Source organism: Gammaproteobacteria bacterium (ex Lamellibrachia satsuma), from assembly GCA_019623805.1.
Taxonomy (GTDB): Bacteria; Pseudomonadota; Gammaproteobacteria; order Chromatiales; family Chromatiaceae; genus QGON01.
In genome coordinates this window covers 4,243,974-4,258,082 of record CP053680.1, presented here as the reverse complement: position 1 = coordinate 4,258,082, position 14,109 = coordinate 4,243,974, and the positions used below count along the sequence as shown (strand labels likewise).

The window sequence follows — 14,109 nt, the reverse complement described above, 5'->3', positions numbered from 1 at the left end:
ATGTCAAAGAAAGCCCCCCATGTTCAACTCTCATCTGCTGATCGAGAAGAGCTATCCAGCTGGTTGAGAAGTACAAGTGTCACTCACGGTCTGGTACTGAGAGCACAAATAGTTCTGAAGTTAGATGCTGGTAACCGACCCGTTGATATCGTTAGATCCTTGGGTGTATCGGAGAAAACAGTCTACAAGTGGCGTAACCGGTTCAACGATGAAGGAATAGATGGATTACAGGATGCAGTCCGCTCAGGACGGCCAACGGTAATCGATGAAAAAACGGTACAAACAGTTCTGAAAATGACCTGCGAACAAGTCCCGCATGAAGCCACGCACTGGAGCATTGCATTGATGGCGGAATATGCTCAAATCAGTACATGGCAAGTTCGTCAGATTTGGGATGCAGCAGACCTTAAGCCACATCGCCTGAGAACCTTCAAGATTAGCAGCGACCCTCAGTTTGCGGAGAAGGTTATTGACGTTGTTGGCCTGTATATGGATCCACCAAATAACGCCATGGTGCTGTTGGTCGATGAGAAAACCCAAATTCAGGCATTAGACAGAACTCAGCCGGGCTTACCTCTTAGCGAGAACAGGATAGCCAGCCGTACGCATGACTATAAACGAAATGGTACGGCCAGTTTATACGCAGCATTCAACATACTTAGCGGCGAGGTGATTGCTAAGGTAACCGATAGGCATCGTGCCAAGGAGTTTATCGAATTCCTAAAGCAGATAGACAAGAGCACACCGGAGGACTTGGACTTGCATATCATCTTAGATAATCTCAGCGCTCATAAGACCACAGAAGTTAAACTCTGGCTGGAGAAGCACCCAAGGGTGCATTTCCATTTCACACCGACAAGTGCTTCCTGGCTTAACGCAGTGGAAGGCTGGTTTTCACAACTTGAACGACGGGCACTCTATCGTGGTGTGTTTACCAGCGTGAAAGACCTTGAGGATGAGATAAAGCGCTACGTAAAGGTTCACAACAAGTACAGTGCCAAACCATTCCGATGGACAAAGACTGCTGAGAAGATTATTGCCTCAGTAAATAGGGCAAAGAAATCCTTACCTAATTAACCGCATGGCCCACTAGGTGGCATAGGCAGATTACCTTTATCACCAAAATCGGCTGCATAAGCTTCGTTTGTAGACAAGACTTCATCTACTGTTTTGCTCATGATTGTTCCTCCAATGGATCAAGTTGTTTGCATTTCACGTAACGAAAAAGTGAAAAACGCTGGTATACTCCTTATTACGCATACTATCCATGGTTACCTTTATAGTCAGAACATTTCCTGTTCCATCTCTCGATAAATGAAGTTGGCATTAGACCGATGATTAAGTTCGTACAATCGTGTCTTTTTCCACTCTTCAGATTCAGCTTGCTCAACGGCGTCCTGTAAGTCCATTCCGTCCTCTACGGCTTGTGCCATGATGTTGCGCAACCCTTCTATATAGGAACGTGTCTTCTCGATCATTGGAAAAGGGGTGGTTTGCGCGCTGCCATGACCCGGTACCATGAGCCATGCATCCTGGAATGTTTTGCTCAACCAGTCGATTGATTCCAGGGCCTGTACGCTGTTGCCGTCGCCGATGAAGGTTGTGCGCCCGTTGAACGCCAGGTCTGACACCCAGACGATATTATCTTCGACCTGATGTATCACCAAATCACCAAACGAGTGGTGGGTTCCGACGTTGTAGATGTTAAACGTTACTCCACCGTTGTATATCGACCGTCTGGAGAATATCTCTCCAGCAATCGCAATGTCCGGCAATATGATCTCGAATCCTTCCATGTCCGGTGCAATGAAAGCTCGACGAAATTCCACAGAGGATTCCCAACAACCAGAGTTGAGATACTGTTCTGCGCCTTCATGGGCCAGGATTGTCACGCCACCCAGTTGTTTAAAGGCCACCGCTCCATAGGCATGATCGGGGTGGTTGTGGGTTACGATTAGATATCGAATTGGTTTGTCGGTGATCGATTGTATGGTGGCGATTAAGCGCTTACCTAGTTTTGGGGTGCCGAGGGAATCGATGACAACGACCGCGTCATTGGTAACTACAAAACCGGCATTACCGTTCCAGCCACGGTTGTATTCATCCGTCTCGGCAATGTTTCCGAACAGAAACCATGTACGATCATTCAATTGATAGGTATGTAACGGTGCATCAGGCTCATCCGACTCTTTGATGACAATGTTAGGGACATCGTAGGTATTGATGGCGCTTTCCGGATACCAGATCCGGTTAGGGTCTGTACCGTACTCGTGTTCTACCTCCGCGCGGCTGATGCGATTCATTTCGCTCTGTTTTACTGTTTCTTGTTGTTGAGGCAATCTGCTTTTCAGCGAGTTGGTGACTTCTGGTTTGAGGAGTGGGTTAGCACTATCATCTGCCTGAGTAGAGTGCGTTCTAAGGAGGTCAGTCGTTATCACGACGAGGGCTATTACGATGATCAAGACAGTCTGACGTCCCGACATGACGCTTTGACCTACTGTTCTTATGGTACTGAAAAGTATAGTTCCTATCTCGGAATTAGTTGCTGCAACTGATTCGCGTTATCTGAGGCTGATTGAGATCAACGGACAGTTGCAGCCAGGAGGGAGCACAGTCCGCCTCATCGCTGCCATTGACGCGTTTCATCGATCAACTGTTTCAGCCAGATCATATAGGGGGTGCCTCCCGTACCTATGGGGTCAGGAGTTCGGCGCGCGATATATTCCTGTGCCCAGCCGTAATGGACATCCCGGAAGTTGGCCATCGCCTCTAATACCTGATTAAAGGCCGATTTATCAGCGACTTGTTTCAGCGATGGCATGGCCTCCACAGATCGAATCAAAGCTTGATGAGAGGCTGGCATGTATTGGCGTATGGCGACCAGGTGTTCCGTCAACAGTGAACTGCGATGGGGGATTTTCATCAGACCCACCAGTACCGGCATGATACTGCTCTGAGCCCCGGTTTCGCCGCGATACTGCATGGGTTGCCGATCCACGCCCTCGTACAGTACATTTTCGAAATAACGGATATAGGGCCGGAAGGCTTTGAAATAGAGCCCCGGGTCCATCTTTTCCGGGATTCGGCGCAGCACTGTTATCTGCTCATCGATGGCAGCGGCTATCTTTTCCAGTGATTCGTCAATCAATGAGAATTCAGATGTAGGCAATGCCTGCTGAATCTCCGCAATGGCATCGAGAATTCTTGCCGCGATGGCCTCTATCTCCACATGTGCCAGGATGAACCTGCATATTCTGGCCCATCATGAACACTGATTCTGATCCATCGTGAACACCTATTCTGGACGAACGTGAACACTCATTCTGATTGATCGTGAACGCTTTTGGCATTTCACCAGAATCACCGTTCACGATGCCAGAAACCCTTTCCACACATTGATAAAGCCTTGCTAACCTTGCCCGTTTTGACCGGGGAAGGCGATGCCAACAAAGAGACTATCAATGCGTAAATTAAGAGAGATATTAAGACTCCGGTTGTCTGCCCAGCTCAGCATGCGGCAAATCCGGGACAGTCTGCGCCTCAGCCTGGGTGCAGTGCAAAAAATCACCTGCAAAGCTCATGAACTGGGATTGGACTGGGAGGCTATCGAAAAACTGGATGATCGCCAGTTAGCCAATGCCATTTATCCTGAATCAGACACACGAACCTCTGGATCGTTACAGTTGCCAGACTGGAAAGATGTTTATAAGGAACTGCATTTTAAACATGTCACCAAGCACCTGCTCTGGGAAGAATATGCCCAGCAATACCCCAACCGCAGTTACAGCTATCCGCAGTATTGCCACTTATACAGTGAGTGGCTAAAAAAACAAAAACGCTCCATGCGCCAGACCCATAAGGCCGGTGACAAACTGTTCGTGGATTATGCAGGCCAGACCGTACCAATTGTTCAAGGTGATACCGGTGAAGTGCGCTTTGCCCAGATCTTTGTCGCGGTACTAGGCGCCTCCAATTACACCTTTGCAGAAGCTACCTGGACACAGGGCTTGCCAGACTGGCTGGCCAGTCATGCAAGAGCATTCGCTTTTATCGGTGGTGTTCCAAAATTAGTGGTTCCGGATAACTTAAAAAGCGGCGTTACCAAAGCCTGCCGTCACGATCCGGACCTCAACCCCAGTTACGAACAACTGGGTGCACATTACGGTACCGCCATTATGCCGGCTCGCCCCAGAAAGCCACAGGATAAAGCCAAGGCAGAAGTGGGTGTGCAAATCATCGAACGCTGGATACTGGCTCGCTTACGCCACCATACCTTCTTCTCCCTGGCCGAGTTGAACCAATGTATCGTTGCCTTGTTGGCTGACGTTAACAAAAAACCTTTTAAACAACTGGAAGGTTCACGTCAGGAATGGTTCCAGTCAATCGACAAGACTGCTCTGTCTCCATTGCCGAAGCACACCTATGAATATACCTATATTAAAAAGGTGAAGGTCAACGTGGATTACCATGTGCAGTATGAAAAGCATCTGTACTCTGTGCCCCATCAGCTGGTTGGTGAGCAGTTGGAAATCCATACCAAAGACAAACTGGTAGAGATCTTCTTCCACAACAAGCGGGTGACCAGCCATGTACGAAAATACTGCCATGGCATGACCACCGTTCCTGACCACATGCCCAAAAAACATGAGAAACATCATCAATGGTCTGCTGGACGGTTGATGAACTGGGCCAAGGATCTGGGTGATGAGGTTCTCATCTGGGTAAAAAGCATACTGGCTCAAAAGCAACATGAGCAGCAGGCATACCGTGTCTGCCTGGGTCTGCTGAATCTATCCAGAAAATACGAACCTGACCGGCTGAATAAAGCATGTGCGATTGCCAATCATCACCAGCTTTATCGCTTAAAGCAGATCAAATCCATCCTGCAAAGCAATCAGGATCAACTGCTGCCGGCATCAAAAGAGCAGCTCTCTTTATTACCCCAGTCACATGAAAACATCCGTGGCCCGAAGAGCTTCCACTAAACCCAAAGGAAACCATAATGTTAGATCAAACCATTACACAGTTACGACAACTCAAGCTCAGTGGCATGGCCAACGCACTGGTAACTCAGCAGGAGCAGCCTGGCACTTACGAGGGCCTGTCCTTCGAGGAGCGCCTGCAAATACTGGCAGATAATGAACTCAATGACCGGGAGCATCGCAAGCAACAGCGTTTATTAAAAGCGGCCAAGCTCAAAATAGCAGCCAACCCTCAAGACGTTGATTACCAGCATCCCAGAGGGCTGAAGAAATCCCTGGTGGCCAGTCTACTGCAATGTGACTGGATCAATAAAAACCAAAATCTGCTGCTGACCGGTCCTTGTGGCAGCGGAAAGACTTACATTGCCTGTGCGCTGGCTTATGCTGCCTGCATGAAAGGTTACCGGGTCAAATACTATCGACTATCCCGGTTGCTGCTGGAACTCGCACAAACAAAAGCCGATGGCAGTTACAGCAAAGCACTGCAAACACTGGCCAGGCTCGACTTGCTCATCCTTGATGACTGGGGACTGGAGCCGCTCAACGCTGCACAGCGAAATGATCTCATGGAAATAATGGATGACCGAAATGGCAGCACATCAACGGCCATCCTCAGCCAGTTGCCAACGAATCAATGGTATCAGTCCATCGGTGATAATACGTTGGCTGATGCCATTCTGGATCGGCTCATGCATAACGCCCACCGGATCACGCTGAAAGGCGAATCTTTACGGAAGCGGCAAGCCATAACTTGACTGATCGTGAACACTTGAAGTAAAAATACACCGAGCCCTATGTGTGGTTAGGTTGGGTGTTCACGATCACCAGAATCAGCGTTCACGTTCGCCAGAATATGCAATGAACCAGTGTTCGTCATAAAGAGGGACGAAGTTTTGAATAGTGTCGATATTGCCCAGTTCGATTGGCGCCTGTATATCCAACCTTTTCCAGTTATAGAGGGCATATCCGTCGTAGCTGAGAATTGGGGGACGCCCCAGTAATGCACAGGCATGACAGAGGGGCCGGGCTATATTACCAGCCAGTATGGTTGCAGGGGGCTGACCGATCTGATTGATATAGGCGGAGGCGAGGAAACCCAGCCGGAGATAATAGAGTCGCAGTGCCGGCTGGTCCAGGACACTCGTCTTTTGCTCATCCCAAAAGGGGATATTGAAGCGACGTGCGGAGTCACGGAAATCAGGGCTCTGCAACAGGCTGGGAAGGTTCTTGCCGAGCTCATCCAGCATCGCCCATTGACTGCCTGGTGGAAAGGCTGTCAAGGGATCAGATACGGGGAGAAAGCCTCGTTTACGAAAGACACTCTCCATTGACACCATCCCATCTACAGAGTCCAGATAAGTTAGGTATTCAAGCTTTTGGACAGCTTGCTCTGCGACTCGTTCTTGCAATCATTGAAGAGTGCAATTTTTTACGTTAACCAGCCAGGCCGCCCAAGCAACGCCATACGCAGATGTGTGCAAACAAGTCTCCGTATAAAAACAGCACAGGCACTAAACCATTCTTTCAGGCTGTACCCATTCGTCGAACTGCGCTTCGGTAACGTAACCGAGCGCCAGCGCCGCCTCGCGCAAAGAGATATCGTTCGCATAGGCGTGATTGGCAATTGCCGCTGCATGTTCGTAACCGATATGCGGGCTCAGTGCTGTCACCAGCATTAATGAGTGTGCAAGCAGCTGGGCAATACGCGTGTGATTGGGCTCGATGCCTCGCCCGCAGTACGTTTCGAAACTTGTCATTGCGTCCGCCAGCAGGCGCACACTCTGCAAGAAATTGTAGGCGATCAGCGGCTTGAAAACGTTGAGCTCGAAATTCCCCGATGCGCCGCCTACTGATAGCGCGACATCGTTACCCAGCACCTGGCAGCACACCATGGTGAGCGCCTCGCATTGCGTCGGGTTTACCTTGCCCGGCATGATTGAACTGCCCGGCTCATTTTCCGGCAGGCGTAGCTCGCCGAATCCGCAGCGTGGTCCGGAGGCGAGCCAGCGGATGTCGTTAGCGATCTTCATCAACGCCACCGCAAGCGTCTTGAGTGTCCCGTGTGCATTCACCAGCGGATCATGCGCCGCCTGTGCGGCAAAGCGGTTAGCAGCGCAGCGGAAGGGGAACCCTGTTTCCTGTCCAAGCCTGTCGGCGACACGCTCGCCGAACTGCGGATGCGTATTGAGGCCGGTGCCTACCGCAGTACCGCCAACAGCCAGTTCATATAATGCGCTGAGGCTTGCAACGATCGCCTGATCGGCATGTTCAAGCTGTGCCACCCAGCCCGATATTTCCTGCCCCAACGTCAACGGCGTGGCATCCTGCAGATGGGTACGGCCAATCTTGACGATGTCGGCGAATGCGGTAGATTTCCCGGCGAGTGTTGTCTGTAGTGTGCGCAGCGCGGGTCGTAGGTTCTGGGTAAGGCTGTACACGGCTGCAACATGCATGGCAGTCGGGAAGATGTCATTGGAGGACTGGCCGAGATTGACGTGGTCGTTCGGATGCACGCAGCGTGCAACACCACGTCCGCTACCCAGGAGTTCAGAAGCCCGGTTAGCCAGCACCTCGTTCATGTTCATGTTGGTCTGGGTCCCGGAGCCGGTCTGCCATACTACGAGCGGAAACGCATCTGAATGGGCGCCGACCAACACCTCATCGGCTGCCTGCGCAATTGCAGCAGCCACCTTCTCGTCAAGTTGGCCAAGCTCGCCATTGACCAATGAGCAGATGCGCTTGATCCGCGCCAGCGCCATTAGCAGTGCTACCGGCATGCGTTCGGTCGAGATGCGGAATTGAACGAGTGAGCGCTGGGTCTGCGCCCCCCAAAGCGCTTCGGCCGATACTTCAACATCGCCGAACGAATCGTGTTCTATCCTGATGGCAGCAGTCATGGCAACTCTCTCGCCGTGTGGCTGAACTTCGGCGCCGTCCCGAGGTCTAGTTTCAGTGTAGTCTTTCTTCGGCGATGCGGATTCGAACGCAATCGAACAAAGCGACTGAACACTCTCGTCGTCAGCACAGAAGGGGCAGTTATGCCACTCGGTCAACAAGAGACGCTTCGTGAGTTTGGCTTCGCCTCCGGGCGGAGCGGCCATTTTTACTCGTTGCCCGCTCTGGAGGCTACCGGCGTCGGTAAGGTGTCGCGCCTGCCAGTATCATTACGTATCGTGCTCGAATCATTGCTGCGTAATTTCGATGGGAAGCGGATCACCGAGGATCATGTGCATCAGCTGGCTAATTGGCAGCCGCAAGCGGCACGTACGGAGGAGATTCCCTTTGTAGTGGCGCGCATCGTGTTACAAGACTTCACCGGCGTGCCTCTGCTCTGCGATCTTGCCGCGATGCGCGACGTGGCGGTGCGCTTCGGCAAGAACCCGCGCATTATCGAACCGCTGGTGCCGGTAGATCTGGTGGTGGATCACTCAGTGCAGGTCGACCACTTTCGCGAGTCCAATGCACTGGACCTGAACATGCGGTTAGAGTTTCGCCGCAATGCCGAACGCTACCGTTTTATCAAGTGGGGCATGCAGGCATTCGACACTTTTCGCGTCGTACCTCCCGGTGTCGGTATTGTGCACCAGGTCAATCTGGAATATCTCACAAAGGGTGTCAATCATCGCGACGGTGTGTATTTTCCAGACATGCTCGTCGGCACCGATTCGCACACCACAATGATCAACGCGCTGGGCGTCGTGGGTTGGGGCGTGGGCGGAATCGAGGCCGAGGCCGGCATGCTAGGCCAGCCAGTTTACATCCTCACGCCCGATGTGGTTGGTGTTCACCTCTCGGGCCGTTTGGGCGAGGGCGTGACAGCAACCGACCTGGTGCTGGTCGTTACCGAGGCACTGCGCAAGGCTAAGGTGGTGGGTAAATTCGTTGAATTCTTCGGCGAGGGTGCGGCCTCGCTCACGCTGCCAGACCGGGCGACGATCGCCAACATGACGCCTGAGTACGGTGCAACAATCGGTTTTTTTCCACCCGATGAAGAGACTGTTAACTATCTCTCAGCTACCGGTCGTAGCGATGAGGAGGTGGATGCCTTTTGCAGCTACTTTCAGGCGCAGCAGCTCTTTGGCATGCCCCGTGCGGGCGAGATCAACTACAGTAACGTGCTGGAGTTGGATCTCGCCAGCGTAGTACCCTGCGTGGCCGGTCCGAAGCGGCCGCAGGACCGGATCGTCATGCCGGAACTGAAGCGACACTTTGCGGAATTACTAAGCAAACCGACGGCCGACGGAGGATACGGAAAGGCGAATCAATCCCACGCGGCACGTTATGCGCTATCCAGCGGCGGCGACGTTGGCCATGGAGACATTCTGATTGCAGCGATCACATCCTGCACCAACACCTCAAATCCTGGTGTAATGCTGGCGGCTGGCCTGCTCGCGCAGAAGGCAGTGGCTCGTGGCTTGCGTGTGCCGTCGCAAGTAAAGACTTCGCTCGCACCTGGATCGCGCGTGGTGAGCGAGTACCTCGGCCAAGCCGGGTTGCTTGCACCACTAGAACAACTGGGTTTCCGCGTAGTGGCCTACGGTTGTACCACCTGCATTGGAAACGCAGGCCCGCTTGATCCGGAGATCGAGCGTTTGGTATCGGAGCAGGATCTGATCTGCGCCTCGGTATTGTCCGGTAACCGCAACTTCGAGGCTCGCATTCACGCCGGCATCAAGGCGAACTTCCTGATGAGCCCGCCGCTGGTCGTAGCGTTTGCGCTGGCAGGCAGAATAGGTATAGATCTCTCCAATGATCCTCTCGCCTTCGACAACAATGGGGTACCCGTCTATCTGCATGAGATCTGGCCCAGCCAGGAGGAAGTCGGGATTGCGCTGAGACAGGCGACCGATCCAGAAACCTATCGCCGTCTGTACAAGGACTTCGCGCGGGACAATCCGCTTTGGGAGGATATCGCTGCAGTGACCGGTGAGATTTACGTTTGGGACCCTTCCACCTACATTGCACGCCCTCCATTCTTCGACGATTTCGCGCTGGAACCACCCCCCCTTGTGAGCATTCGTGGCGCGCGCGCGTTAGCCATCTTTGGAGATTCTGTGACAACCGATCATATCAGTCCGGCAGGTTCGATTAAGGGTGATTCGCCGGCGGGCATCTACCTGCGCGGGTTGGGTGTGACGCCCGATGACTTTAACAGCTACGGTTCGCGCCGGGGCAACCACGAAGTGATGATGCGCGGCACCTTTGCCAATGTACGAATCCGCAACTTAATGCTGCCGCCGGGGATGGATGGACGGCCGGTTGAAGGTGGACTCACCTTGACTCAGCCCGATGGTGTAGAGCGCTTCATCTACGATGCGGCGATGGATTATCAGCTTGCCGGTACGCCGACCCTGATCTTTTCGGGAGAGGAATACGGTACCGGGTCGAGTCGAGACTGGGCGGCCAAGGGGACACGTTTGCTCGGGGTTAAGGCCGTGGTGGCGAAAGGTTTCGAACGCATTCACCGATCCAATCTGGTCGGTATGGGTGTACTGCCACTGCAGTTCAAGGGTCAGGATAGTGCCGCTTCACTCGGACTGCGTGGCGACGAAATATTCGACGTTGTCGGCACCGAAGATGGCATTGCACCAGGAAAGAACGTCACACTCCACATCCGGCACGCCGACGGTCACACCAGCCAATGTAGCTTGTTGATGCGGATCGATACGCCAATCGAGGTCGACTACTATTGCAACGGCGGCATTCTCCCTTACGTATTGCGCGGACTGTTCTCGAGCTGAGACATCAGGTTATACAACACGCTGCATTTTTCTTCTCTTCATCCAGTCAATACATTGCTGTAGTGCATCCTTCATCTTCTTCTCCGATAACTGAATGCGTTGTCCGTGGCCTGGCAACACCCAGGAAAATCGGTATTTTGCCAGTAACTCCATGGATGCGATCTGGTGTTCCCAGCTGTACCAGCAATAATACGGTGAAGCGCTCAGGCAGTGGCTACCAGGATTCCACCACAAGTGATCGCCGGTGAAAAGATATCTCTCTTGGTATAGCAGGCAGCACGACCCCTTGGTGTGGCCGGGAGTGGGAATCAGCAGCAGGTCATTATCGAGGGCTAACGGTGTCTCTCCCTGAGGTTGGATCTCAACTTCATCTGTTTCGATATTGACATCGTCCTGGTGAAGAATGCGATCACAGCCGAAATGCCGGGCAAACATCGAATGATCGGCCACGTCATCAATATGGCTGAGAAAAAAATAGCGGATACCACCTAATGCTTCGAGTTGCGATATGAGTGAAGGGATAAAGCGTGGTGAATCAACCAGTAGATTTCCCTCCTTACGCTGAATCAAGTAACTGGTAGCACCATAGCTCTTTCTTGAATGGTAGCCGCAATGAAACACGTTGGCCTCGATTAGATCGGGGAATGCTGTTTGCGCCGCTTTAAAATTGTGTGTTTTATGACTGCCAATGGCACCGACAGGGCAAGCCAGAAGTGCCATGCAGGCTCGGTGATTCTGTGCATCATTTTCCGGCTGGTAATAGACACGGGATTTACTGCCGCTGACATCAAAGCTTTCGGGAGCTACCCAGCGGCATGTGCCGCAGTCGATACAGCTGGTGTCTACATAGAAGTCACCGACTACATTTGATGCACGGCGTTTTGCCTGCATGGCCATTGCTAATCTCCTCATCGAGTGATGCATGCGCCTTATCAATGTTTGGACATCCGCATTATGCCTAATGTTCGGTGCGCTGGGCACTAACAAAGGCAGTTAGTGTCAAAATTCCAGAGAGAGGCAAGAATTGCTTTTACTAACGAAGGGTCAGGAGGGATGAATTATGGAACAGATATTTGCAGGCATCCTGATGCTATTCCCTGCGTTATTTGTGCTTTTCCTGATTGTCGGCGGTCTCGTCATGCTCAGCTTGATGCTATATCACTATTGGCATGCCTTTTCCGTAACACAATCCCCAGCAGTTGTAAGGTCACCGGGAACTAACCGCAGGACGGGTAGGGATCGCCGTCGCCCTATTGATAGTCAGAGTGGGCGCCAAGCGGCATAATTGTGATTTCAGCCACACCTTTTCGAAAATTGCTTTATTACTAACAACATATGAGTGAGTTTGGCGACTTTAACCTCACAGTTTCCACAGGAATATGTAAAATGCTGGGAACATGCAATGCAGAACGAACAGTTTAATCACACAATAACTGACGCGGTAAGAATTTCACAGATTGCAGAGATGAAGCTGCTTCAACTGATAAATGCTGAATCGGATATCAGTGGCATCCGTATCTTTGTCGCAGGTGGAGATTGTGATGGTATGACTTATGGCATGACGTTTGTTGAAACGCCAACAGAGTTTGATTGTGTTTTGGAATGCAATGGAATGAATGTTTATGTGGATGCGGTTGCACTTAATTATCTGGAAGGTGTGGAAATTGACTACAAACATGAGGGTTTAAATAAGAGTTTTGTATTTAACAATGTCTTTTCGCAGACAGGTGGTTCCGGTGTCTGCGGCGCTTGCGGTGCTGCTGGAGGAGGTTGTGCCTGATTGTTATTAGTCGTGCCCCGCGACCGCGGATTTTGCTGATTGCACCTTCTCAGAGTTATCGTATTAGTGCCTACCTTAACGCTGCCAGGGAAATGGGAGTGGCTATTGATATAGCCTCACCTGGTAAACATTCCTTGGTACGTGAGTTGGCAGAAGGGTTACATATCGACTTGAATGATCCTGGAGAGGCACTTGATGTAATCTGCAGTGCAGCAAGGTCTGTCTCTTATAATGGAGTTATTGCGACCGATGACGCAGCCGTGGAGTTGGCAGCGCTGACTGCAAGCAAATTGGGTTTAAGCTTTAATTCTGTCCACTCATCCCGGCTTGCACGACGCAAAGACCTGGCCAGGAATTGTCTGAGGCAAGCGGGTATTCCGGTTCCCCAGCACCAACTGATCTCTTTGGCTGATGATCTGGTAACCCAGATCGAAGGTTTCCCCTTCCCCTGTGTGATCAAACCCCTCAATCTATCAGCCAGTCGGGGTGTTATTCGCGCGAACAACCTGCCGGAGTTTCTTACCGCCTGTGAACGCATCCGCCCGCTCATCGCAAACCAAGCAGATCTTTTCGAACGTTCCCATCTGCTGGTCGAGGCCTACATCGACGGCTTCGAAGTGGCTCTGGAGGGCTTTCTTTGCCAGGGCAAACTCAGTGTGCTGGCGCTGTTCGATAAACCTGATCCTATGGTGGGACCATTTTTTGAAGAGACCTATTACACCACCCCCTCACGCCTTAGCTCTGATGTGCAGCATCGTATTCTTGAACGTGTTACCTCAGCTTGTGAAGCCTATGAACTGGTTGAGGGGCCTGTACATGCAGAGCTGCGAGTCAGCGAAGATGAGGCTTGGATTCTGGAAGTGGCGGTCCGCACGATTGGTGGCGAATGTGGGCATCTCTTCACTATAGCTTCCGGCCAGGCTCTGGAGAGCTTGGTGATTGCCAATGCAGTGGGTCTTCCATTGCCTGATGTCCATATTAAAGGGGCGGCGGGCGTATTGATGATCCCAATTCCAGGGTCCGGTATGTTAAGAGAGTTTAACGGGGTGGATGTGGCTCAGGCGGTTCGATATGTGGAGGAGGTCAGAATTATCGCTCCAGTCGGGCATGAGCTGGTGGCGCTGCCTGAAGGTTCCAGCTATCTGGGATTTATCTTTTCCAAGGCCGATACACCTGAACAGGCTGAAGCTGCACTGCTTCAGGCACATGAGATACTCAGTTTCAAGATCGATCCTGTTTGGCGTATCAGCTGAGGTTCCACTGTTTACTATTTTTTACCACCACCACCGGCCCGAAATCCCGCGGGCAGTTGACCCATATCACCTTCTCCAAACAGAAAACCCACCATGTGCCTTTCGATCAAGCGTATATCCTTTGGATCGGCAGTGCTCAAGCCGTTTTCATTAATGATCGTGGTGAGACGCTCCAGCCATTTCTTCCAACCTTCTTTGGAGACGTGCTGATAAACACGCTGCCCCAGTTCTCCCGGGTGCGGTGGCTTGTCGAGGCTCTCTGAAGGTCGCTTCAGGACAACACAGTCGACCATTTTTGGCATATTGTCAGTTCTCGTAAAGAAATTCTGAATCCTTGAAAAATTAAATAACAG

The 14,109-nt window shown here is 51.8% G+C and carries 12 protein-coding genes; 6 read left to right on the top strand and 6 right to left on the bottom strand.

Annotated elements, in window-relative coordinates; all coding sequences use genetic code 11:
- Positions 1–1,077 carry an IS630 family transposase gene (locus tag HPY30_18405; GenBank protein ID QYZ67785.1) on the top strand — a complete coding sequence of 359 codons (1,077 nt, stop codon included), beginning with the start codon at positions 1–3 and terminating at the stop codon, positions 1,075–1,077.
- A 206-nt stretch (positions 1,078–1,283) separates the two neighbouring features.
- Here the strand turns inward: HPY30_18405 and HPY30_18400 are convergent, their stop codons facing one another.
- Both HPY30_18400 and HPY30_18395 read right to left on the bottom strand, forming a co-directional pair.
- Complete coding sequence (locus tag HPY30_18400; GenBank protein QYZ67784.1) at positions 1,284–2,483, bottom strand: MBL fold metallo-hydrolase; 1,200 nt, start codon at positions 2,481–2,483, stop codon at positions 1,284–1,286.
- Positions 2,484–2,620: 137 nt separating this feature from the next.
- Positions 2,621–3,229, bottom strand: coding sequence for a hypothetical protein (locus tag HPY30_18395; GenBank protein QYZ67783.1), 609 nt, complete (start codon positions 3,227–3,229; stop codon positions 2,621–2,623).
- 211 nt (positions 3,230–3,440) lie between these two features.
- On the opposite strand from HPY30_18395, the gene HPY30_18390 reads away from it, so the two are divergent.
- Complete coding sequence (locus tag HPY30_18390) at positions 3,441–4,985, top strand: IS21 family transposase (protein ID QYZ67782.1); 1,545 nt, start codon at positions 3,441–3,443, stop codon at positions 4,983–4,985.
- 14 nt (positions 4,986–4,999) lie between these two features.
- On the top strand, positions 5,000–5,737 hold the full coding sequence (locus tag HPY30_18385) for an ATP-binding protein (GenBank protein ID QYZ68128.1): 738 nt from the start codon (positions 5,000–5,002) through the stop codon (positions 5,735–5,737).
- A gap of 75 nt (positions 5,738–5,812) precedes the next feature.
- Here HPY30_18385 and HPY30_18380 read toward each other — a convergent pair whose 3' ends face one another.
- Positions 5,813–6,319: a hypothetical protein gene (locus HPY30_18380; protein QYZ67781.1), complete on the bottom strand. Its 507-nt coding sequence runs from the start codon at positions 6,317–6,319 to the stop codon at positions 5,813–5,815.
- A 174-nt stretch (positions 6,320–6,493) separates the two neighbouring features.
- Positions 6,494–7,879: a class II fumarate hydratase gene (gene fumC / locus HPY30_18375; GenBank protein QYZ67780.1), complete on the bottom strand. Its 1,386-nt coding sequence runs from the start codon at positions 7,877–7,879 to the stop codon at positions 6,494–6,496.
- A 141-nt stretch (positions 7,880–8,020) separates the two neighbouring features.
- On the opposite strand from fumC, the gene acnA reads away from it, so the two are divergent.
- Positions 8,021–10,723 carry an aconitate hydratase AcnA gene (gene acnA, locus HPY30_18370; protein QYZ67779.1) on the top strand — a complete coding sequence of 901 codons (2,703 nt, stop codon included), beginning with the start codon at positions 8,021–8,023 and terminating at the stop codon, positions 10,721–10,723.
- Positions 10,724–10,732: 9 nt separating this feature from the next.
- Here the strand turns inward: acnA and HPY30_18365 are convergent, their stop codons facing one another.
- Positions 10,733–11,620, bottom strand: a complete 888-nt coding sequence (locus HPY30_18365) for an MBL fold metallo-hydrolase (protein ID QYZ67778.1) — start codon at positions 11,618–11,620, stop codon at positions 10,733–10,735.
- Positions 11,621–12,125: 505 nt separating this feature from the next.
- On the opposite strand from HPY30_18365, the gene HPY30_18360 reads away from it, so the two are divergent.
- Positions 12,126–12,503, top strand: coding sequence for an iron-sulfur cluster assembly accessory protein (locus HPY30_18360; GenBank protein QYZ67777.1), 378 nt, complete (start codon positions 12,126–12,128; stop codon positions 12,501–12,503).
- 98 nt (positions 12,504–12,601) lie between these two features.
- A complete protein-coding gene (locus HPY30_18355) occupies positions 12,602–13,756 on the top strand; it encodes an ATP-grasp domain-containing protein (GenBank protein QYZ67776.1) in 1,155 nt (384 codons plus the stop codon).
- A 14-nt stretch (positions 13,757–13,770) separates the two neighbouring features.
- On the opposite strand, the gene HPY30_18350 is transcribed toward HPY30_18355, so the two are convergent.
- Positions 13,771–14,058, bottom strand: a complete 288-nt coding sequence (locus HPY30_18350) for an oxidative damage protection protein (GenBank protein ID QYZ68127.1) — start codon at positions 14,056–14,058, stop codon at positions 13,771–13,773.
- Between the last annotated feature and the right edge of the window lie 51 nt (positions 14,059–14,109).

Coding starts and splice junctions, on each gene's coding strand:
- acnA (QYZ67779.1), top strand. CDS start 8,021: ATGCCACTCGGTCAACAAGAGACGCTTCGTGAGTTTGGCTTCGCCTCC.
- fumC (QYZ67780.1), bottom strand. CDS start 7,879: ATGACTGCTGCCATCAGGATAGAACACGATTCGTTCGGCGATGTTGAA.
- HPY30_18360 (QYZ67777.1), top strand. CDS start 12,126: ATGCAGAACGAACAGTTTAATCACACAATAACTGACGCGGTAAGAATT.
- HPY30_18390 (QYZ67782.1), top strand. CDS start 3,441: ATGCCAACAAAGAGACTATCAATGCGTAAATTAAGAGAGATATTAAGA.
- HPY30_18365 (QYZ67778.1), bottom strand. CDS start 11,620: ATGGCCATGCAGGCAAAACGCCGTGCATCAAATGTAGTCGGTGACTTC.
- HPY30_18380 (QYZ67781.1), bottom strand. CDS start 6,319: ATGGTGTCAATGGAGAGTGTCTTTCGTAAACGAGGCTTTCTCCCCGTA.
- HPY30_18400 (QYZ67784.1), bottom strand. CDS start 2,483: ATGTCGGGACGTCAGACTGTCTTGATCATCGTAATAGCCCTCGTCGTG.
- HPY30_18405 (QYZ67785.1), top strand. CDS start 1: ATGTCAAAGAAAGCCCCCCATGTTCAACTCTCATCTGCTGATCGAGAA.
- HPY30_18350 (QYZ68127.1), bottom strand. CDS start 14,058: ATGCCAAAAATGGTCGACTGTGTTGTCCTGAAGCGACCTTCAGAGAGC.